The organism is Roseivirga sp. UBA1976, from assembly GCF_002336325.1.
Classification (GTDB): Bacteria; Bacteroidota; Bacteroidia; order Cytophagales; family Cyclobacteriaceae; genus Roseivirga; species Roseivirga thermotolerans.
This window is the reverse complement of sequence record NZ_DDDQ01000009.1, coordinates 12,977-32,056: the sequence shown is the minus strand read 5'-3', so window position 1 is coordinate 32,056 and position 19,080 is coordinate 12,977. Positions and strand designations below refer to the sequence as shown.

18 protein-coding genes are annotated in these 19,080 nt (G+C 44.7%); 7 read left to right on the top strand and 11 right to left on the bottom strand.

Annotated features, from left to right (window positions below; all coding sequences use genetic code 11):
• Positions 1–9: 9 nt before the first annotated feature.
• From B3763_RS00870 to rpsT, 5 genes are all read right to left on the bottom strand, one after another.
• Complete coding sequence (locus tag B3763_RS00870) at positions 10–303, bottom strand: hypothetical protein (protein ID WP_286742633.1); 294 nt, start codon at positions 301–303, stop codon at positions 10–12.
• Complete coding sequence (pheT, locus tag B3763_RS00865) at positions 303–2,720, bottom strand: phenylalanine--tRNA ligase subunit beta (protein WP_286742631.1); 2,418 nt, start codon at positions 2,718–2,720, stop codon at positions 303–305. Before pheT ends, B3763_RS00870 begins: the two co-directional genes overlap by 1 nt.
• Before the next feature lie 64 nt (positions 2,721–2,784).
• Entirely contained in the window at positions 2,785–3,402 is a 618-nt protein-coding gene (locus B3763_RS00860) for a DUF1684 domain-containing protein (RefSeq protein ID WP_189628262.1), read from the bottom strand.
• Positions 3,403–3,500: 98 nt separating this feature from the next.
• Complete coding sequence (radC, locus tag B3763_RS00855) at positions 3,501–4,190, bottom strand: RadC family protein (RefSeq protein ID WP_189628261.1); 690 nt, start codon at positions 4,188–4,190, stop codon at positions 3,501–3,503.
• Positions 4,191–4,300: 110 nt separating this feature from the next.
• Entirely contained in the window at positions 4,301–4,552 is a 252-nt protein-coding gene (gene rpsT / locus B3763_RS00850; RefSeq protein ID WP_189628260.1) for a 30S ribosomal protein S20, read from the bottom strand.
• A gap of 197 nt (positions 4,553–4,749) precedes the next feature.
• Here rpsT and B3763_RS00845 point away from each other — a divergent pair, with 197 nt between their 5' ends.
• Complete coding sequence (locus B3763_RS00845) at positions 4,750–5,496, top strand: membrane or secreted protein (RefSeq protein WP_286742626.1); 747 nt, start codon at positions 4,750–4,752, stop codon at positions 5,494–5,496.
• A gap of 110 nt (positions 5,497–5,606) precedes the next feature.
• Positions 5,607–6,110 carry a hypothetical protein gene (locus B3763_RS00840; RefSeq protein ID WP_189628258.1) on the top strand — a complete coding sequence of 168 codons (504 nt, stop codon included), beginning with the start codon at positions 5,607–5,609 and terminating at the stop codon, positions 6,108–6,110.
• A gap of 9 nt (positions 6,111–6,119) precedes the next feature.
• Here the strand turns inward: B3763_RS00840 and ytxJ are convergent, their stop codons facing one another.
• Complete coding sequence (gene ytxJ / locus B3763_RS00835; protein WP_349676550.1) at positions 6,120–6,428, bottom strand: bacillithiol system redox-active protein YtxJ; 309 nt, start codon at positions 6,426–6,428, stop codon at positions 6,120–6,122.
• Between the two features lie 66 nt (positions 6,429–6,494).
• Complete coding sequence (locus B3763_RS00830) at positions 6,495–8,474, bottom strand: alpha-ketoacid dehydrogenase subunit alpha/beta (RefSeq protein ID WP_286742622.1); 1,980 nt, start codon at positions 8,472–8,474, stop codon at positions 6,495–6,497.
• 84 nt (positions 8,475–8,558) lie between these two features.
• Here B3763_RS00830 and B3763_RS00825 point away from each other — a divergent pair, with 84 nt between their 5' ends.
• The 5 genes from B3763_RS00825 (at position 8,559) to B3763_RS00805 (ending at position 15,143) form a co-directional block, all read left to right on the top strand.
• Positions 8,559–9,812 carry a M16 family metallopeptidase gene (locus tag B3763_RS00825; protein WP_286742619.1) on the top strand — a complete coding sequence of 418 codons (1,254 nt, stop codon included), beginning with the start codon at positions 8,559–8,561 and terminating at the stop codon, positions 9,810–9,812.
• Positions 9,802–10,281 (top strand): 2-C-methyl-D-erythritol 2,4-cyclodiphosphate synthase, encoded by a 480-nt coding sequence (gene ispF / locus B3763_RS00820; RefSeq protein ID WP_286742618.1) that lies wholly within the window; start codon positions 9,802–9,804, stop codon positions 10,279–10,281. The genes B3763_RS00825 and ispF overlap by 11 nt, the downstream gene beginning before the upstream one ends.
• Entirely contained in the window at positions 10,278–10,958 is a 681-nt protein-coding gene (gene mnmD / locus B3763_RS00815; protein WP_286742615.1) for a tRNA (5-methylaminomethyl-2-thiouridine)(34)-methyltransferase MnmD, read from the top strand. Before ispF ends, mnmD begins: the two co-directional genes overlap by 4 nt.
• A 74-nt stretch (positions 10,959–11,032) precedes the next feature.
• On the top strand, positions 11,033–11,431 hold the full coding sequence (locus B3763_RS00810; RefSeq protein WP_189628253.1) for a hypothetical protein: 399 nt from the start codon (positions 11,033–11,035) through the stop codon (positions 11,429–11,431).
• Position 11,432: 1 nt separating this feature from the next.
• Positions 11,433–15,143: a T9SS type A sorting domain-containing protein gene (locus tag B3763_RS00805; protein ID WP_286742611.1), complete on the top strand. Its 3,711-nt coding sequence runs from the start codon at positions 11,433–11,435 to the stop codon at positions 15,141–15,143.
• 3 nt (positions 15,144–15,146) lie between these two features.
• On the opposite strand, the gene B3763_RS00800 is transcribed toward B3763_RS00805, so the two are convergent.
• The 4 genes from B3763_RS00800 to B3763_RS00785 all read right to left on the bottom strand — a co-directional run bounded on the left by B3763_RS00800 (position 15,147) and on the right by B3763_RS00785 (position 19,038).
• Entirely contained in the window at positions 15,147–15,716 is a 570-nt protein-coding gene (locus tag B3763_RS00800; RefSeq protein WP_286742608.1) for a 5-formyltetrahydrofolate cyclo-ligase, read from the bottom strand.
• Positions 15,709–17,292 carry a bacillithiol biosynthesis cysteine-adding enzyme BshC gene (gene bshC / locus B3763_RS00795; protein ID WP_286742606.1) on the bottom strand — a complete coding sequence of 528 codons (1,584 nt, stop codon included), beginning with the start codon at positions 17,290–17,292 and terminating at the stop codon, positions 15,709–15,711. The genes B3763_RS00800 and bshC overlap by 8 nt, the downstream gene beginning before the upstream one ends.
• Positions 17,293–17,355: 63 nt before the next feature.
• Positions 17,356–18,669, bottom strand: coding sequence for a 30S ribosomal protein S12 methylthiotransferase RimO (gene rimO, locus B3763_RS00790; protein ID WP_286742603.1), 1,314 nt, complete (start codon positions 18,667–18,669; stop codon positions 17,356–17,358).
• A 108-nt stretch (positions 18,670–18,777) separates the two neighbouring features.
• The gene (locus tag B3763_RS00785; protein WP_286742600.1) at positions 18,778–19,038 is read right to left on the bottom strand and encodes a hypothetical protein; all 261 of its coding nucleotides are present in this window, start codon (positions 19,036–19,038) and stop codon (positions 18,778–18,780) included.
• Between the last annotated feature and the right edge of the window lie 42 nt (positions 19,039–19,080).

Below are 19,080 nucleotides of genomic sequence, written 5' to 3'. Positions count from 1 at the left end.
ATCTTAAAGTTAGCTCAAATGAGCTATGCAACGATCAATCTCTTTAATGTACTCGTTTAATTTATTTTTCAACTCAACAGCTTCATCCTTCTCCACTGTTGTGCTAGATACAATTTTAGCGATTTTGTACTGATTTTGAAAATCAGCAAGTTTGGCTTCAAGGCCATTAACTTCAGCTTTTAACTGTTGGTTTACCTGCTCTAATTGTGTGTTTTTAGCTCTTTCCGACTGGTAGGCCTTGATCAGTTCGTTTACTCGTTTCTCGAGAACAGCAAGCTTCTGGTCAATCGGATGGTTGCTCATTATCTTCTAATTGTTGCTTTTAGTTCTTTTTCAAAGACGTTTATCAGCCTTTGCATGGTTTTGTCAATTACTTTGTCAGTCAGTGTTTGTTGCTGGTCTTGTAAAAAGAAACTCATGGCATAGGCTTTTTCATTGGCCCTAATTTTGTCTCCCTGATATACATCGAACACGCGCAAGCCTGTCAATAATTTGCCTGTATTTTTTACGGCAAGCTTCCTAATGTCCTCAAATTTTATCGATTTGTCAACAACTAATGATAAGTCTCTTTTCACTTCCGGATATTTGGAAAGTGGCTCAAAGTCAATCGTTAATGGATAATACTTTTGAAGAGCCTCCCAGTCGAAGTCGGCATAGAAAACTTCCTGCTTCACATCGCAAAGTTTGGCCAGTTTAGGATTAACCTTGCCGAGATGCACCAGCGGTTTTTTTCTGTAACTAAGACTTATACCATAGGCAAAAACATCTGAGCTGGCCTCTTCAATGTCGAGTTGGTGAATTCCAAACTTATTGAGTAACTGATAGACTACTTGCGAGAGGTCGTGAAAGCGAACCAATCTACTTTTGTCTAGCCATGACTCTTGTGCTTGGGCTCCGGTAATAAACAAACATAGCCTTGATTGCTCGGTGTACTGGTTGTTCTTTTTATGATAAGTGGTGCCAAACTCATAAAGCTTCAGGTCGGTTTGTCTGCGTTTAATGTTACGCTCCAAAACTTCTAAGCCTGAAAAGAGCAGCGATTGGCGCATTACGTTAAGCTCCTCACTCAAAAAGTTTAATATGTGAACATCTTCTTCTGAATTAATGCTCGCGGAGGCTTCGGCATACTGATGTTTGGTCAATGAGTTGGTCATGATCTCGTTGAATCCTGCACCACTCAATAGCCTGGAAGTTTCTTGTTGAAGAGAGTCAGCATCTTTTTTCGGGAACTCCGAAAGAAAAGTAGAGCTCAAAGTTGGTTGTAACTCCACATTGTTATAGCCATATATCCGCAACACTTCTTCGACAATATCGGCTTCGCGCTGCACATCTACCCTGTAAGGAGGTACTATAGCCGTAAAGTTTTCTTCAGTCTTATTTTCCTGCTGTATTTCCAGTCCGGCCAATATTTCATCGACCTCACGAGTGCTCAGTTTTTTTCCTATAAGTTGATTGATTCTGCTATAGGAAACGTCTATTAGAAAATTCTCTATTGGCTGAGGGTATATATCGTGTATTTGGCCAACTACCCGGCCTCCGGCTATTTCTAAAATGAGCTGGGCCGCATACTTGAGGGCGTAGAGCGTAAGATTAGGGTCGGTGCCACGTTCATAGCGAAAGGCAGCATCGGTTTTGAGCTGGTGCCTCTGCGCTGTTTTTCTTATGCTGTCGGCAGAAAAATAGGCACTTTCAAGAAAAACAGTGGTTGTTTTTTCTGTTACTCCCGAGTTTATACCTCCAAATACTCCGGCAATGCATAGGCCTCCCTTCTCGCTGCAAATCATTAGATCTTCTGCAAAAAGCTTTCTCTCTTTTTCATCGAGGGTGGTAAAAGAAGTGCCTTCTTCAAGGTTTTTAACAATTACTTTTTGTCCATCAATAGCGGCCGCATCGAAGGCGTGCATTGGTTGGCCAATGGCATGTAAGACATAGTTGGTAATATCTACCACGTTGTTGGTAGGGTTTATACCAATCGCCTTAAGGTATTTTTGTAGCCATTCGGGCGATTCCTGAACGGTGACACCTTCAATTGTGAGGCCCGAATACCTTGGGCAGGCTTCAGTGTTTTCCACACTGAGGTCTACTCCCTTAGAATTAGGGGCAGGTTTAAGATCGTTTACCTTTGGCCATTTAAGTTCCCTTTTGAGTACCGCTTTCAGGTCTCTGGCAACTCCCATGTGGGAGGCTGCATCGGCTCTATTGGGGGTAAGTCCTATCTCAAATACAAAGTCGGAACTTAGCTGAAGGTATTCGGCAGCAGGTGTACCGTTGGGCAGTTGGGTGTCGAGTACCATTATGCCATCGTGAGACTGTCCCAGGCCTATTTCGTCTTCGGCACAAATCATTCCTTCAGAAACCTCGCCTCTGATCTTGGCTTTTTTAATTTGGAAAGGCTCTCCTGTAGTAGGGTAAAGTGTGCTACCTACGGTGGCTACAATTACTTTTTGTCCTTCTGCTACATTAGGAGCTCCGCATACAATGGGGAGTGGCTCATCAGTGCCCACATCAACCCGGGTGAGCTTAAGCTTGTCGGCATTGGGGTGTGGTATGCAGTTGGTTACCTGACCTACAACCAGCCCCTTTAGTCCTCCTTTAATGCTTTCAACCTCTTCAATACCTTCTACTTCCAGTCCGGTTGCGGTAAGCAGGGTGGCAATTTCTTCCGGGCTTTCATGATGAAGGTCTATGTATTGTTTGAGCCAGTTGAGTGATATTTTCATTTTGCGCTAAATGCTTTTTCAGAGAATGGGCAAAATTAGTGATTAATTGATCCTGTCCGTGTGTTTAATCGTTTTTGTAAATTTTTTCACCGGCTTCTATGGCTACATTCAACATGTTTTCTCTCGGGGGGATAGGGCAACTATACTCTGGGTTAAAGTGGCAGTAGGGATTGTAAGCGGTGTTGAAATCTATAACCACCGAATTGGTGTTTCTATACATCACATCAACATAGCGGCCGCCACCGTAGGTTTCGATAGCACTGGTTTCATCGGCAAACATGAGCGATAGCTTGTTGGCGTTGCGTTCTTCCCAGTCCTGATAGAGCATTACTGTGTGCTCCCTTTCTTTAAGTTTAAAGGTTGCTTTGGCAAAAGGAATGTACTTGAGCTGCTCTCCTGTGGTGGACTCTATAAATATGGGCTGCTTTTTTTCAGTGAGTTCTATTCTTGCGGTTACTTTATAGCTTTCATCAATCGGGTAGTAGTTGAGCCCCTTAAAGTTGAGCTTGTCTTCTTCGAGTAGGGGCGAAGAGGAGGAGAGCATAAAGCCGTTTTTGTCTTTTCGCTCGGTCTCCAACCGAGCTTTGTAATCTGCAGAGCTCTCGCCAATGGTCAGGAAGTTGAAAATGGTAATGGCTACTATGGCTACAATTAGTAGAATGAACAAGTTGCTCTTTTTCATAAGGCTTGAGACTATGCTGTGTTAGCGTATTTTTCAGAACGCGAAGTTAAGGGTGGTAGTTTAAAAAGTGAAGCACAAGTGTTTTGATGGTCAGTTCCCTAGAGCAGGGCTTCATCGGCAAAGCTAAAGTAGCCGTTGTCAGTAAAAATAATGTGATCTAGCACAGGTATTTCAAGAAGTTTGCCGGCATGAGCTAATTTTTCGGTTAGCTGAAGGTCGGCTCGGCTGGGTTTTAGATTTCCGCTGGGGTGGTTATGCACCAGTATTATACCGCTAGCAAGATCTTCCAGAGCCTTTTTGAAAATAACTTTTGGGTCTGCCACTGTACCACTCACTCCTCCCAGGCTAATGGGTCTCTTATTAAGTACCTGATTGCTCCTGCTTAGCATAATTACCCAGAATTGTTCTACGGGTTGGTCGAGTAGTTCAGGCGAAATGGCCTCATAGGCATCGGCAGAGCACTTAATTCTAACTTTGGCTCGTTGCTCGCCTGTTTTTCTTCTTCGACCCAACTCCAGGGCGCTAACAATGCTAATCGCTTTGGCTTCTCCTATTCCTTTGAATTGCATCAGGTCACTGACGGAGAGTTTAGCCAGATGGTTAAGGTCATGATTTACACTGGCCAGTATTTTCTTCGATAATTCTACTGCGCTGAGCTCGGTAGAGCCTGAGCCAATGAGTATGGCAACCAATTCTGCATCCGAAAGCGTAGTGCGACCCTTGAGCAGTAGCTTTTCTCTGGGGCGATCCTCTTCTGCCCAACTTTGTATACCCAGTGGTTTCTCCATTATTCAATAATAAAGAAATAATATGGTAAAATTTGAGTGAAAATAAATTGAGGGCACAAAAAAAACCGAGTAGTAAGTACTCGGTTTTCAAAATTTCTTTAACCTATGATTTAGAGGCTGTTTACCAGTTTAGTCAGTTTAGACTTTTGGTTAGAAGCTTTGTTTTTATGAATAATGTTTTTCTTAGCAAGTTTATCTAACATGCTGATAACTTTCTTCAAAAGCTCTTGTGCTTCAGACTTATCAGAAGTATTTCTCAATCGCTTTACAAACGTACGAGTCGTTTTGTTCTGATATCTGTTTCTCAAACGCTTTGCTTCGTTTGATCTGATCCTCTTTAATGCTGACTTATGGTTTGCCATTTAATTTCTGCTTTCTGAATTGGGATGCAAAGATAGGTCTAATTCAATAATTTGCAAAGCATGGTAAAGAAATTTAAAGCCTAAGGTTTTGGCGCACAGCAATTACCCTCTCGCAAGCCATTCCATGGCCTCAAAATTGACTCTGCCACTCTAATTGATTTCAAAATTACGTATCTTTTCCTCTTAAATGCTTGGCTATGAAATATTTAATAATTCTTCTTGCCTTTTGGGCTGCCCATGTTTTCCCGGGCTCTTCAGTTTCTACCGGTGAGTTTAGGGCCAATGCACTGGAAGGTGCCTGGGAGCTAGAAACTGTAAATGGTGAGCACTTTGCGCATAGGGCTGTGTTGCTCATTGAAGAACCTTATGTTTTTTACACCGAGTTCGATGAGGAAGGGAAGCGTTTTATTGGTAGTCAGGGAGGAATGGTAGAAATCATTGCCAATAAACTGTTTTACACCAATGAGTTCAATACCTGGGACGAAAGCCAAATTGGGCAACGTGTAGAGATGACGGCCGAACTGAAAGCGAATAAAGTGACTTTTAGCTATACCGTTGGGGAAGCTACGAATACCATGGTTTTTAACCGAATTGATACGGGTAACAGCGACCTGGCCGGAGCGTGGCGCATTACCGATAGAATGCAGGAGGGCGAAATGCGTGCCATGTCGCAGGGGGCGAGAAAGACCATAAAAGTAATAACCGGTACCCGCTTTCAATGGGCGGCCTATAACCCTGAAAATAAGCAGTTTTCAGGAACAGGGGGAGGGACCATTAGCCTGAAGGATGGTAAGTATACTGAACACATTGAGTTTTTTTCGCGAAACCCGGATAGGGTGGGGGCATCGCTTACTTTTAATTATGAGGTAAATGGCAGCAAATGGGTACATAGTGGGTTGAGTTCTGCCGGTGAGCCTATTAAAGAAATCTGGACAAGACAATAGCCCTCTTAAAGCTCCTCGCTCTTTTTGGCACGGTAATGGAATAGATAAGCACAATGCATTAATTACCAGGTCCGGACCTTGAAGTAAGTTTTAAACTAAAGATCAAGGTTATGAAAAGAGTAATACTAATTATATCAGCAGTGTTTTTATTCTTTTCTGCCTCTGAGATGTTCGCACAACGAGGAAGGCAGAACGATAGGGATAGAGACCGGAGAGAAGACAGAAGAGAAGATGTGCGCAGAAACGATCGTCACCGCGATCGGGACGAGATAAGAGATCGTCATGGTCGATCGGTTCGTGTGATTGACCGCAGGGTTTACAGAGATCGTGGTTGGAGATATGACAGACGACCGACTCCTGTAAGAAACACCAGGGTTTACTACGATTATGATTTCCGTAATGGCCGGAGAATAGCCGTGCGAAGAGGGTACCGACCAAGTAACCGTCATATTTGGGTGTCAGGTTACTGGCACTACGATCACCGGTTGAGACGCGATATTTGGATAGACGGCCATTGGAGTGTGAGAAGGTCTCACCATAGATGGGTGCCCGGACATTATCGGGTGTTTAATGGCATAAGAATTTGGGTAGAGGGGTGTTGGACGGTTTTTTAACTTGTTCAGCTATTGATGGCTGATTAAATCGTTAGCCGAAATTGATAAATGGGAAGCATGGTATACCGGCTTCCCTTTTTTTATCAGTATCACCTGGGGCGATTCATGTGCCACTCCAAATGAGGCAGATACTTGGTTAGATATGTTCCGGTGAGCAATTAAGTCGAGGTAATAACTCTTTATTGACGAATGATTATGGCTCCATTCTCTCTCTAACCTGCCAAGAGCCATGGAAGAAATACCGCAACGCGTGCTATGCTTATAAATTAGCACCGGGTGTTTGTGACTCTCTTCAACAATGGTTTCTAGTTGGCTCATTGTTGTGAGTGGAGTCCATTGCATACCGGAGGATTCGCGCCTTTTATCTTTTTTCCAGAACATGTCTTAGTAGTCGTACAGCTCGGTTACTTTACTTTTAAGTCTTTTTTGTGGCAAGAAGTTTTCTTCCAGTGTTTTGGTAAAAGGTACAGGAGTGTCCAGACTAGCCAATCTCATAACAGGTGCATCGAGCCATTGAAATAGGTGTTCCGATATCCAAGCCGCTATTTCTGCACCAACTCCGCCTATCAGGGTGTCTTCGTGCAATACCAAAACTTTATTTGTTTTCTTTACCGATTCACTCACGGTTTCTTTGTCCCACGGAGATAAAGTGCGCAAATCTACGACCTCTATTGAAATATGGGGAAGCTCTTCGGCTAAGGATTTTGCCCAATGTACTCCCATGCCATATGTGACGATGGAAAGATCGTTACCCTCTAATGCCACCTGAGCTTTTCCTACCTCCAGGGTATAGTAATCGTCCGGTATTTCCTGGCTCAAGGAACGATATAACGCCTTATGCTCAAAATACATGTAAGGGTTGGGATCTTCGATGGCTGCGTTCAATAGCCCTTTGGCATCGTATGGGTTAGAGGGGTATACTATTTTTAACCCCGGGGTATGAAAAAACCAGGCTTCGTTGGATTGTGAGTGGAAGGGGCCTGCCCCAACTCCGGCACCCGTAGGCATTCTCACCACCACATCGGCCTGTTGCCCCCAGCGGTAATGGATTTTGGCCAGGTTATTCACTATCTGGTTAAATCCGCAGGTTACAAAATCTGCAAACTGCATTTCTACTACCGACTTGTAGCCATTAATGCTCAACCCCAGTCCTGTGCCAATTATAGCCGATTCACATAGCGGTGTATTTCTAATTCGGTCTTTACCAAAAGTATCAATAAAGCCCTCTGTAATCTTGAAAACGCCTCCGTATTCGGCAATGTCCTGCCCCATAACCACCAGGTTTTCAAACCGCTCCAGGCTTTGTTTTAGTCCATCTGAAATGGCGTCTACAAAACGCTTTTCTGTTTTCGTCTTGCTTTCAGGAGCCTTTGCACGAGTTTCATGCGGGAAGAACATATCGCTAAGTTCTGTTTCTTCCTTAAACTCAGGCAGGCTTTCGGCATAGGCTGTGTCAAGGCCTTTGTCAATTTCGGCCTTTATTTCTGCTTTGTAATTATCAATAAGCTTTTGAGTGAGTATTTTTCCTTTAAGAAGGTACTGCTCGTAGTTTTCCACCGGATCTTTCTTGGCCCAGTGTTCCATGAGTGCTTTGGGCACATATTTGGTGCCGCTGGCTTCTTCGTGGCCGCGCATACGAAAAGTGAGTGCCTCAACAATAACAGGTCTGGGGTTTTTGCGAATTTCTTTGGCCCAATGACTCACCGTTTTGTGAACCTCCAGTATGTTGTTGCCATCTACTTGTACAGCTTCAATTCCGTAAGCCGGGCCTTTGGAGAGAAAGCTGTCGAATTTAAATTGCTCATGGCTTGGTGTAGAAAGACCATAGCCATTGTTTTCGATTACAAAAATGACCGGCAGATCCCAGACGGCTGCCACATTGAGGGCTTCGTGGAAGTCGCCCTCCGAACTGGCTCCGTCACCGGTAAAGACCAGTGTTGCTTTTTTGTCTTCCTTCAGACGATTGGCAAGGGCTATCCCATCGGCCAGTGCCATTTGAGGCCCCAGGTGTGAGATCATTCCCACAATATGGTGTTCTCGGGAGCCGAAATGAAAAGAACGATCTCTACCCTTGGTAAAGCCACTTAGTTTGCCTTGAAACTGAGCGAAAAGTCGGCTGAAGGGAACGTTTCTACCGGTGAATACCCCCAGGTTTCTATGCATTGGTAGAATGTATTCGTCTTGATTCAGGGCTTGAACAGCACCTACTGATACGGCTTCTTGCCCAATGCCGGAAAACCATTTGCTGATTTTTCCCTGCCTTAGCAAGATGAGCATTTTCTCTTCTATTAGCCTTGGGGTAATAAGTTCCTTGTATAGATGAAGGAGTTCTTCGTTGCTGTAACCGCTCTTGTTAAATCTCATAGGTGGGTGATATAGCGAACAAAAATAAAGTAAAGGGCCGATTGCGAAAATTAAGGGGCATTATTTTTAATTTCGCTGTCTGACATGATTCCATTCGAAAGTTTTACTCTGGACAACGGGCTGAAGGTGATCGTTCATGAAGATCATAGCACACCTATGGCTGCATTCAATTTACTTTATAAGGTTGGAGCCAGAGACGAGCACCCTGAAAAAACTGGTTTTGCACATTTGTTTGAGCATTTAATGTTCGGGGGGTCTCGTCATGTGCCTCAGTTTGATGAACCCTTACAGCGTGTAGGTGGCGACAATAATGCCTTTACAAGCAACGACATTACCAACTATTATATCACTCTGCCGGCTGTTAATCTGGAAACAGCCTTCTGGCTGGAGTCAGACCGTATGCTCAGCTTGTCATTCGATCCGAAGGTGCTGGAGGTGCAAAGGTCGGTAGTTATAGAAGAATTCAAACAGCGATATCTTAATCAGCCCTATGGAGATGCCTGGCTCAAATTGCGTCCGTTGGCTTATAAGGAACATCCTTACCGTTGGGCTACCATAGGCAAAGAGATTGCCCACATAGAGCAGGCCACCATGGCCGATGTGAAAGAGTTCTTTTACACTTACTATCTACCCAACAATGCTGTTTTAGTTGTGGCCGGAGATGTTTCGTTGGTAGAGGTTCAGCGTTTGGCCGAAAAATGGTTTGGGCCAATACCTGCAGGAGCTGAGGTGAAACGCAATATTCCCCCCGAGCCTGTTCAGTCAGAGTACAGGCAGCTCGAAGTAGAAGAAAATGTTCCGGTTGATGCGCTTTATATGACCTTCCATATGCCCGGTAGAACCGATCCTCAGTATCATGCCACAGACCTTTTGAGCGATGTGTTGGGTAGGGGTAAATCGTCCAGGTTATATCAGCAGCTACTTCAGAAAAAGAGAATATTCAACAGTATATCGGCCCATGTTTCCGGATCGGTAGATCCGGGATTGTTGGTCATTGAAGGTAAGCTCAATGGGGGGCACTCCATTGAAGAGGGTGAAGAGGCTATTTGGAATCTGATTGAAGATTTTAAACAAAATGAGCTCGGAAAAGCAGAGGTTGAAAAGGTTAAAAACAAAGCAGAGTCGACTTTAGTCTTCTCAGAACTGGAACTACTCAATAGAGCCATGAACCTTGCTTATGCAGAAATGTTGGGAGATGCCAATCTGGTGAATCAGGAAAGGGAGATGATTCGAAAAGTTAGGCCGGAAGATATACAAAGGCAGGCTGAGCATTTGCTTGTGCGAGAGAATGCCTCTGTTTTAAGGTACAAATCAAATCAATTAAGTAATGAAAATTAGGGTAGGGTTCGGTTACGATGTACATCGGTTAGAAGAAGGCAAAGCGTTTTGGTTAGGCGGAATTCAAGTGCCACATACTCATGGCGCTGTGGGGCATTCCGATGCCGATGTGCTAATTCATGTGATATGCGATGCCCTGCTTGGGGCTGCCAATATGCGCGATATTGGATATCATTTTGCAGACACTGACCCACAGTTTAAGGGTATTGATAGTAAAGTTCTGCTTAGGCGCGTAATGGAGCTTATTCGAGGGGCGGGTTACGAGATTTCTAACATCGATTCAACAATTTGCCTTCAAAGACCCAAGGTTAATCCTCATATCCCGGCCATGAAGGCTTGCCTTGCCGAAGTTATGGGGGTGGAGGAAGAGGATGTTTCCATAAAAGCTACCACTACCGAAAAACTGGGTTTTGTGGGGAAGGAAGAAGGGGTGGCTGCCTACGCTACCGTATTGATTTATAAATCATGAGTGGTTCGGTTAAGCTCATAGTTACCTCAGATGGGTCTCATTCTTTGTATAACCCCGAACTCAAAGAAACCTATCATTCAACCCATGGTGCTTTGAGCGAATCCCTTCATGTGTTCATTAAGGAAGGTATTCAACATATGTTGGCTACGGGCTTCAAGGTTTTCCATATTTTGGAAGTTGGTTTTGGTACGGGTTTAAATGTAATGCTGGTTTGGGACTATGCTCTAAAGCACGCTCAGAACGATTTTCATGTAACCAGTTTGGAGCCTTACCCTCTGCCAGAAGAGATTTACAGTGATTTAAATTATGCAGAAGTACTGAATGGAAGCCTTACCAAAGCCGACTTGCTTAGACTTCATCAAGCGGAGTGGTCTGAAAAGCAGGTTTTAGCTCCCAATTTTAGTTTGTTGAAACAACCCTGCAAGTTGGAAGATTTTACCACAGACGAGAAATTCAACCTTGTGTTTTATGATGCTTTTGCTCCCAGCAAGCAAGCCGAACTTTGGGGTATTGAGCCACTTGAAAGTATCTATAATAAGATGGCCAATGGAGGTTTTTTGGTGACTTATTGTGCGCAAGGGCAGTTTAAACGAAATCTGGCCGGATTGGGCATGGAAGTAGAGACTTTAAAAGGGCCTCCCGGTAAAAAGGAGATGGTACGCGCCAGAAAGATCTAAGTGCTAAAATTGAGTAGGTTTTCTCTTTTGTCCGTTCTCAATATTGTGTATATTTCGAGATAAAACTACTACCAATGATATTCAAAAAATGGTGCTATGCATCATCATTTCTACCTTACGTAATAATTGGCTTGCTTACCTTTTCATGTACTAAAAGTCAGTTTCCAACCAACGAAAACGGGGTAATTCAGGCACAAACCGAAAGCATGAGAAAAGACGCCCTACGAATAAAAGGCAAAGTGTTAGGCACTCCTGAAAAAGTGGGCGATAGGCTTAGCTATACTGTAGAGATTCTGCAGGTGGTAGATCAGGGGGGCACTTTTGCGGGCATAGAGCCACGCATTGGAGAAAAGGTAACGCTAATTGCCCCTACCAATGCCCGATTTAAAAATAATAGTGAAGTGATCCTGGATGTCCTTTCTCCCATTAACCGACCGGAGGGGAGTTTGGTCTTAAATATGATTATAGAATAGAATGAAGAGGAATTGGAAGAAATTACTGGTTGGCAGTGCAGGACTGTTTTTGCTGGCCGTTGCGGTGTTTACAAATCGGCCTGTTGAACAGAAATACAGCTACTCTGTCCGGTCGTTGAGCATGGGAGCCATTCCCACCGAATTGATGAATCGGTTGGAGGAAGACGAAAGTGAAAACCCCATTGAACGCCTTGAGTTTGAAATGGGCCAACTCGTAGACCCCAGGACAGGGCGGTTGCCGGAAAATATTTATGAACGAGAGCTGGAATATGCTAAAACCAAACTCAGCCAAGCTGTAAATGCGAGCCCCAGCAGTGTGAGTCCGTTTTCTTTTGGCAAACAAGCCAAAGCCCAGAATAGCCAGAACTTTATCAATGTGGGGCCATATAATATTGGAGGCCGAACCCGCGCAGTAGTTATTGATGCTACCGATGAAAACATAATAGTGGCCGGTGGAATTGCCGGGGGGGTATGGAAAAGTACTGATCAGGGGCAGACCTGGGCCAGAAAGAGCGGTTTGCAGCAGCACCCAGCTATTACCAGTATAGTACAAGACACCCGAACCGGTAAAACCAATGAGTGGTATTACTCTACCGGGGAATTCACTGGCAATTCGGCCTCGGCTAGCGGGGCGTTTTATCTGGGAAATGGCATTTATAAATCTACCGATGGCGGAGAAACCTGGTCGCTCATTCAGGCAACGGCAAAAGCCGGTACCTCTGAGAGTGATGTGGTAACCAGCACCGACCGCTTTAGTATCATCCATCAGCTAGCCATCGATAAGTCGGCCTCTTCGGGCACAGAAATTTATGCGGCCGGGCTCAGCGAAATTATTCGCAGTACCGATGGCTTCGAAACGTTTGAAGTGGTGCTTGGAGCTAACAATACCGGAAATAACTTTTCTGATGTAGCCGTAAGCTCTTCCGGAAAAGTATATGCGGCCATTGCTAACAGTAGCTTTAATGGTAACAATCGTGAAGATGGATTTTATAAGTCTGATGATGGTTTGAGCTGGACCAAAATCCAGCCACCTTCCAATTTCCCAAGTAGCTTCGACCGCTTTGAGATTGCCATCGACCCTAACGATGAAAACAAAGTGTACTTTGTGAGCGGCAACAGGCTGTTTGCCTATAATGAATCGGCAAACTTCTGGACCGATCTTTCAGCCAACATCAATGTGAGTACCGGAGATGTAGGGGCCGGGCATGGCTCGCAGGGAGGATATGATCTATACGCTGCCGTACACCCCAGTGACCCGAACGTTATATTCCTTGGTGGGGTAAACCTAATCAGATCTACCAATGGCTTTGGTACCACTGCCCAAACCAAACAGGTGGGAGGCTACAACAACGACAATAACCCGAACAGTTTTCCGCGGTATCCCAATCATCACCCCGATAATCATGCCTATGCATTCTTTCCTTCTAACCCGAACCGTATGATTTCGGCTACCGATGGAGGTTTGCATCTAACCGAGAACAATAAGGCCAATGTAAGTGCCAACAATCCCATTACCTGGAAGAGCCTGAACAATGGCTACATTACCACGCAGTTTTATCATGCCGATATTCATCAGTTTGATCTGGGCGATCCGCAGTTGGCCGGAGGAATGCAAGACAATGGAACCTGGGCAAAATTCACCTCTAATGCCAAGGAGAATTGGGTAGAAGTTTTTGGAGGAGATGGTGCCTTTACGGCCATTAACTATAACTCCATTTTTGCGTCATCTCAGCGAGGAAACCTTATTCGATATGAGCTGCAGGGCAATGAATATAATTTTGTAGGCAATATTTCACCGACCGACAATGACAGTGATTATCTGTTCGTCAATCCATACCATGTAAATCCTGTGCATCAAGACCAGGTATTTGTGGCAGCAAGAGGCCGAGTGTTTTTCACCAACGATGTGCGAAACAATCCGGGAGAAGGGCAGTGGTCTACTATAATTAATACCAACCTGGCCACTCAGCAGGTATCTGCTCTCGATGTGTCTTTTCAGCCCGAGGGAGTACTTTACTTCGGTACTCGACAAGGCGGGGTATATAAGGTGGCCAATACAAAAGATCTGGCCGATCAAACTGAGGCGCAGTTAATATCAAACGGTCTGCCTTTTGCCAATATTTCGGGCATAGCTGTGGACCCTCAAGATGCCGATAAGGTAATTGTTACATACTCCAACTATGGTTTGGTGAGTGTTTGGTACACCGAAAACGGAGGACAAAGCTGGCATTCTATTTCGGGTAATCTGGAAGAAAATCCCGATGGTTCGGGAGCCGGGCCATCTGTGAGAGCTGTAGAGATAATGCCCGATGGTGCCGGGGGGAACTACTACTTTGTAGGAACTTCTGTAGGGTTATACATGACAAAGGCACTGGACGGTGACAATACGGTTTGGACACAGCAAGCATCACAAAGCATTGGTAATGTAGTCGTAGCAAACATTGTGGCTCGTCCGGTAGAAGGCATGATTATGGTCAGCACCCATGGTAACGGTTGTTTTTATGGGTACTACGATGTGGAAGGAGTGGTGGCAAACATCAATTACTCCGTTAGCGAAAATGGTCGAGCGGTTACTTTACGCGGCAACATATCGTATAATGCCAGTTTTCCAATGAGCTATCAATGGCTTCGAAACGGACAGGAAATTGATGGAGCCAACTCCGCAGAACTAACTGTTGCCGAAGGTGGCGATTATCAGTTGCGCCTGGGTATTCAGGGAGTGGAAGGAACCGGGCTTTCAAATGTAGTTTCTTTAAACCTGGATGGCCAGGCTCCAAAAATAGTTTCCATCAACCGTTTCAATCCGGCCACAGAGGCCACAGATGGTACATCAGTAGAGTTTGAAGTTACCTTCGATGAAGAAGTCATTAATATTAGCGCAGATGATTTTGAGACCACCGGAACAGCTTCGGGTGTAGTAGACAACGTGGCGGTGGTTACAGCCGGTCAGGTATTCAGGGTTACCGTGAGAGATATAGGAGGTTCCGGAACCTTGGGCTTGGGAGTGGCCGCTTCAAACGATATTGAAGATACTTCGGGCAACGCCTTTGCCGGTACTATAGAATCGGAACAAACGTATACTATTACCGATGTGACAGCCCCCGGTGCATCACTCACCCGCAATGATCCCGGCACTGAAGTTACCAACCAGAACACCGTTTCGTTTACCCTAACCTTTACTGAAAATGTGCAGAATATGGATATAAGCGATTTGGAGTTGTCTTCCAGTGCTCCTTCGGCTGAGATAAGCGAACTGCTGGCAGTTACCGGTACCAGGGTATTTACCGTGACGGTTTCTAATATTGCGGCCGATGGGGTAATTGATATCAATTTTGTGTCCTCTCAAGATGTACAAGACCTGGCAGGCAATGATTTTGATGGTAGTTTCACTCAAAAAGAAACCTATACCATTGAAAATGTAATTGCTTCTATCGACAATGAGTTGATACAAAATGCCACCACAATTGTGGTAGACGCTAACCCTTCCAATGGAGTGTTTCATCTGGTATTACCGCGAACTTTTTCGGGAGCGGTAAGCTATCAGGTCATAGATGCTCAGGGCAGAAGCGTGACCATGAATGAAGTGAAACAGTATCAGAGAGGAGCTCAAATCAGGCTCGATTTGCGGTCTTCGGCAGATGGAGTTTATATTTTCGAGGCTGTAAACGCCAATAGAAAGGCCAGTGTCAAGCTGTTGAAAAGAAGTCGTTAGGGCTCAAAAGGTATAGATGCCCAGGTGATTAATACAGGCACTTAAGGGAATGTCGTGAGTATCGGCATAAGGAATAGTGTTCAAAGGTGGGGTTATGGCTAATCCCACCTTTTTACATTCAGGCCTCAGTTCGGCCAAGAAGCGATCGTACAAGCCGGCTCCATAGCCAATCCTATTGCCCGATTCATCGAAACTTATCAATGGCACAAAAACCAAATCGAACAAAGTAGCCTGTGCTTCTTGGCTGCTCGTAGGTTCAGGAATTCCCCTTGAGTCTGGCCGGAAGTCAGCCGAATGATTTATGGGGTGATGGCTCAGGCTTCTTTTCTTCCAATGAGTTTTGCTGCTATAGACCTGCTTCTGCTCCAAGAGCAGCCAGTCGATCAGCGGAGCAGTATCGGGTTCTAATTTGGTAGGCATTGAACCGAAAATGTGTACATGCTTAAGCTCGCTATGGGCCGTTAAAAACTGCTTGCAGTTTTCTATCATCAGGGTATTGCGCAGAGCGTATTCTGTAGGCCTTAGCGTAAGCCTTTTTTCCAGAAACATACTGCGCAAAACCTGTTTATTCATTGGCTTTAATAAGGTGGAAGCGATAATCGAAGGGATCAAAAGCATCAAAACACTTTTCAATAAAGCCCGGGTCGGTCATGTAGAAGTTCAGGAAGTTGTCTTTTCGTTCCTGGGGGCTTCCGCCCGGAAACAATGTTTCTTTGATGGCATATATTCGGTTTACCAGAACTTCCTGGTTTCTTCTTTCGGCCTTGAGTATTTTTTGTTCAACCTTTTCAAGGGTCTTTTCGGCTCGCCTGTGCTGACCTTTTACCATTTTATCTAACGTAGGGTCAATAGCAATGGCCTGCCGGTGGGCATCATCGAACAGCTGATTGAGTTTTTGCTTTTGCTCGGCAAGATCGAGCTGAAAAGTAGTCTGCTCCCTTACCTTTTCATTGACAAGGCTGTGCTCATCTTTGAACAAGTCTTCCCAGCTGAGTTGAGCTTGTTCAATCTTACGCAAGCTGTTTTTGTCTATTACGGCTGCGAAGTTGCGTGGCATTAAGAGCGGAAAGGTAGTGTTGAACCGATCGAAAACACTTTTTAGCTGAAGCCAATATACAAGCTCACTGGGGCCACCTACATAGGCCAGGTTGGGGAGGAGAAACTCCTGATAAAGAGGCCTGAGGAGCACATTTGGGCTAAACCGCTCCGGGTGATTCTCTACTTCGTCTTCTAGTTGATCAGCACTGAACCGAATGTCTGTGCCCAACACTTCATAGGCACCTTCAGCCTTCACTATCCGTGCCCTGATATTCTCCTTTAGGTAAAACAAGTTGATTTCCCTGGGGAATACCTGGGTAGAGTAACCGATTTTCTCTAGTTGTTCGGTGGTGTGTTGAGCTTCTTTTTGGGGGCTGTGATCAAAAAGGTCGGCAGTTATTACCGGTTTAAAGAGGTGCTTGAGCTGTCGGTCATCGGCATCTACAATCACAAGCCCTTTGTCTCCAAACAGCGCATTGACATAATGCCTTACGGCTGCCGCAAGATTTTTTTTCTGATAGGCTTCAACAAAAAACTGAGGCATGCCAATTACCTGTTCAAAGATGCTGTTCATTTCCTTGAGGTGAAATCGGCCAACGGCTCCCTGCTGATTGGTCTTCCATTCCAGTTTTTTACCATTGAGTCTGAAGTGCGATATTTCCTCAAAGTCATGGTCTTCGGAGGCCATCCAGTATACCGGTACAAAGTTGTATTCAGGGTAGGTTTGCTTTAGCCTTTGACAGGCATTGATAACGGTAACAATTTTGTATATAAAGTACAGAGGCCCGGTGAAAATATTGAGCTGATGGCCCGTGGTTATAGTAAAGGTTCTTTGGTCTTCCAGTGCCTTTATGTTGGCTAGCGTCATTTCAGAGGTCTTAGTATCAGCGTATTGGTCGAAGAGTACTGCAGACACCACCGAGCGGTGTTCTACAGGGAAGTTCCTCTTTTCAATTTGCTGTCTAAGATTGGCTAAAGAAGGTAGGCCGTTATGAAAAGGTTTGAGCTCTTCTTTGTTGGAGATGTAGTCTAAAAAAAACGATGAAAAACTGTTGGTCTTCGAAAATTCTATCGTTGATAGCAGACAGTCAGTCTCGGTTAAAGTGCTCATACTATTGGTTTATGTTGAAGGTAACTGTCTTAGTACGCTTCAAGTTCTAAAAATGTGCAATAACTACAGCAACGGTTCGCCATAAAGGTCAAATTCAGTGGCATCCGTTATTTTAATCTGGGCAAAATCTCCAACTCTCAGGTAATGCTTTTTAGCGTCTATATAAACCTCATTGTCAACTTCGGGAGAGTCGTGTTCGGTTCTCCCAATAAAGCTTCCGCTTTCTTTTCTATCGATCAATACTTTAAATGTTTTCCCGATTTTAGCCTGGTTTATTTCATAGGAAATTTGCTCCTGAACCTGCATAACGTGATTGGCTCTTTCTTGTTTCACTTCGTCAGGCACATCATCGGTCATTGAGAAGGCATGGGTGTTTTCTTCGTGCGAATAAGTGAACATGCCCAGCCGGTCGAACCTTGATTTTTCTACAAAGTCTACCATGTCGGCAAAGTCTTCTTCGGTTTCTCCCGGGTGCCCTGCAATAAGGGTGGTTCTTATGGCAATGTCTGGTACTCTGGATCGCATTTCGGCCAGCAAGGCTTCCGTTTTTTCGCGGGTAGTGCCTCTGCGCATTAATTTGAGCATTTTGGTAGAGCCATGCTGAAGAGGAATGTCCAGGTAATTGCAAATGTTCGGGCGTTCGGCCATCACATCCAGCACGTCCATAGGGAAGCCTGTCGGGAATGCATAATGAAGCCTTATCCAATCAATACCCTCCACATCAGAGAGTCGCTGCATTAGTTCTGCCAGATTTCTCTTTTTGTAAAGATCAAGGCCGTAATAAGTAGAATCTTGGGCAATGAGCAAAAGCTCCTTGGTGCCATTTTTGGCCAGGTTTTTAGCTTCGGTAACGAGTTCTTCTATCGGCCTGGACTTGTGCCCACCACGCATTAAAGGTATAGCGCAAAAAGAGCAGGGCCTATCGCAGCCCTCAGCGATTTTCAGATAGGCATAGTGCTTAGAGGTGGTGGTAATTCTATCGCCAAGCAGTTCGTGCTTATAGTCAGCCTTGAACTTCTTTAGCAGAGCGGGCAATTCCATGGTGCCGAAAAAAGCGTCTACCTGAGGAATTTCTTTCTCCAGGTCGTCTTTGTACCGATGAGAGAGGCATCCGGTGACATACACCTTTTCTACCAAACCTTCTTCTTTAGCATCTACATACCGCAAAATGGTGTCTATAGACTCTTGCTTGGCATTGTCTATAAACCCACAGGTATTGATGATTACGATATTGGCATCGTCTTTTTTAGACTCATGAGTGGTTTTAATACCATTGCCCCTCAACTGGGTCAGCATTACTTCAGAATCGACCAGGTTTTTGGAGCAACCCAGCGTAACAATGTTGACTTTATCTTTCTTCAGCCCTTTAACCTTCATGAATATCAATGAATTTGGAGGGCAAAGGTAAGAAGAATTGATAAGTTTTAAGCTTTGGGCCTCACCTTCAAAGTTCGGTCACTGAGGCATGAAATTTTGAACTTAAAACTACCCTCTCTTCTTTCTGAAAGTAATTGGTACTAACTCATCGGTTGGAAGACCAATCTGATAAAGCTCCCATTCAGAATCGTATTTTGAAAGAATCTGACGGATGCAGTCTACTCTGTCATCGCTTGGGTTGTCACAGTCGGCCCAGTAGAATACTTCTACCCTGTAGTTGTAAGAGCGTTTCTGACCGTTGATTTTTACTTCCACTTCAATGTCTTGCTCGCCAGAGATTTGCGGAATTTGTATGGCTATAGCACTCATAGGTTGTTCGTTAGTGTACAAATGTTTTCTATCCACACAATA

What these genes read in the sequence shown, in the direction of transcription:
- pheT (WP_286742631.1), bottom strand. Translation starts at nt 2,720, where the DNA reads ATGAAAATATCACTCAACTGGCTCAAACAATACATAGACCTTCATCAT.
- B3763_RS00785 (WP_286742600.1), bottom strand. Translation starts at nt 19,038, where the DNA reads ATGAGTGCTATAGCCATACAAATTCCGCAAATCTCTGGCGAGCAAGAC.
- B3763_RS00800 (WP_286742608.1), bottom strand. Translation starts at nt 15,716, where the DNA reads ATGAATAAACAGGTTTTGCGCAGTATGTTTCTGGAAAAAAGGCTTACG.
- B3763_RS00870 (WP_286742633.1), bottom strand. Translation starts at nt 303, where the DNA reads ATGAGCAACCATCCGATTGACCAGAAGCTTGCTGTTCTCGAGAAACGA.
- B3763_RS00805 (WP_286742611.1), top strand. Translation starts at nt 11,433, where the DNA reads ATGAAGAGGAATTGGAAGAAATTACTGGTTGGCAGTGCAGGACTGTTT.
- rimO (WP_286742603.1), bottom strand. Translation starts at nt 18,669, where the DNA reads ATGAAGGTTAAAGGGCTGAAGAAAGATAAAGTCAACATTGTTACGCTG.
- ispF (WP_286742618.1), top strand. Translation starts at nt 9,802, where the DNA reads ATGAAAATTAGGGTAGGGTTCGGTTACGATGTACATCGGTTAGAAGAA.
- radC (WP_189628261.1), bottom strand. Translation starts at nt 4,190, where the DNA reads ATGGAGAAACCACTGGGTATACAAAGTTGGGCAGAAGAGGATCGCCCC.
- B3763_RS00860 (WP_189628262.1), bottom strand. Translation starts at nt 3,402, where the DNA reads ATGAAAAAGAGCAACTTGTTCATTCTACTAATTGTAGCCATAGTAGCC.
- mnmD (WP_286742615.1), top strand. Translation starts at nt 10,278, where the DNA reads ATGAGTGGTTCGGTTAAGCTCATAGTTACCTCAGATGGGTCTCATTCT.
- ytxJ (WP_349676550.1), bottom strand. Translation starts at nt 6,428, where the DNA reads ATGAGCCAACTAGAAACCATTGTTGAAGAGAGTCACAAACACCCGGTG.
- B3763_RS00830 (WP_286742622.1), bottom strand. Translation starts at nt 8,474, where the DNA reads ATGAGATTTAACAAGAGCGGTTACAGCAACGAAGAACTCCTTCATCTA.
- B3763_RS00825 (WP_286742619.1), top strand. Translation starts at nt 8,559, where the DNA reads ATGATTCCATTCGAAAGTTTTACTCTGGACAACGGGCTGAAGGTGATC.
- bshC (WP_286742606.1), bottom strand. Translation starts at nt 17,292, where the DNA reads ATGAGCACTTTAACCGAGACTGACTGTCTGCTATCAACGATAGAATTT.
- B3763_RS00840 (WP_189628258.1), top strand. Translation starts at nt 5,607, where the DNA reads ATGAAAAGAGTAATACTAATTATATCAGCAGTGTTTTTATTCTTTTCT.
- rpsT (WP_189628260.1), bottom strand. Translation starts at nt 4,552, where the DNA reads ATGGCAAACCATAAGTCAGCATTAAAGAGGATCAGATCAAACGAAGCA.
- B3763_RS00810 (WP_189628253.1), top strand. Translation starts at nt 11,033, where the DNA reads ATGATATTCAAAAAATGGTGCTATGCATCATCATTTCTACCTTACGTA.
- B3763_RS00845 (WP_286742626.1), top strand. Translation starts at nt 4,750, where the DNA reads ATGAAATATTTAATAATTCTTCTTGCCTTTTGGGCTGCCCATGTTTTC.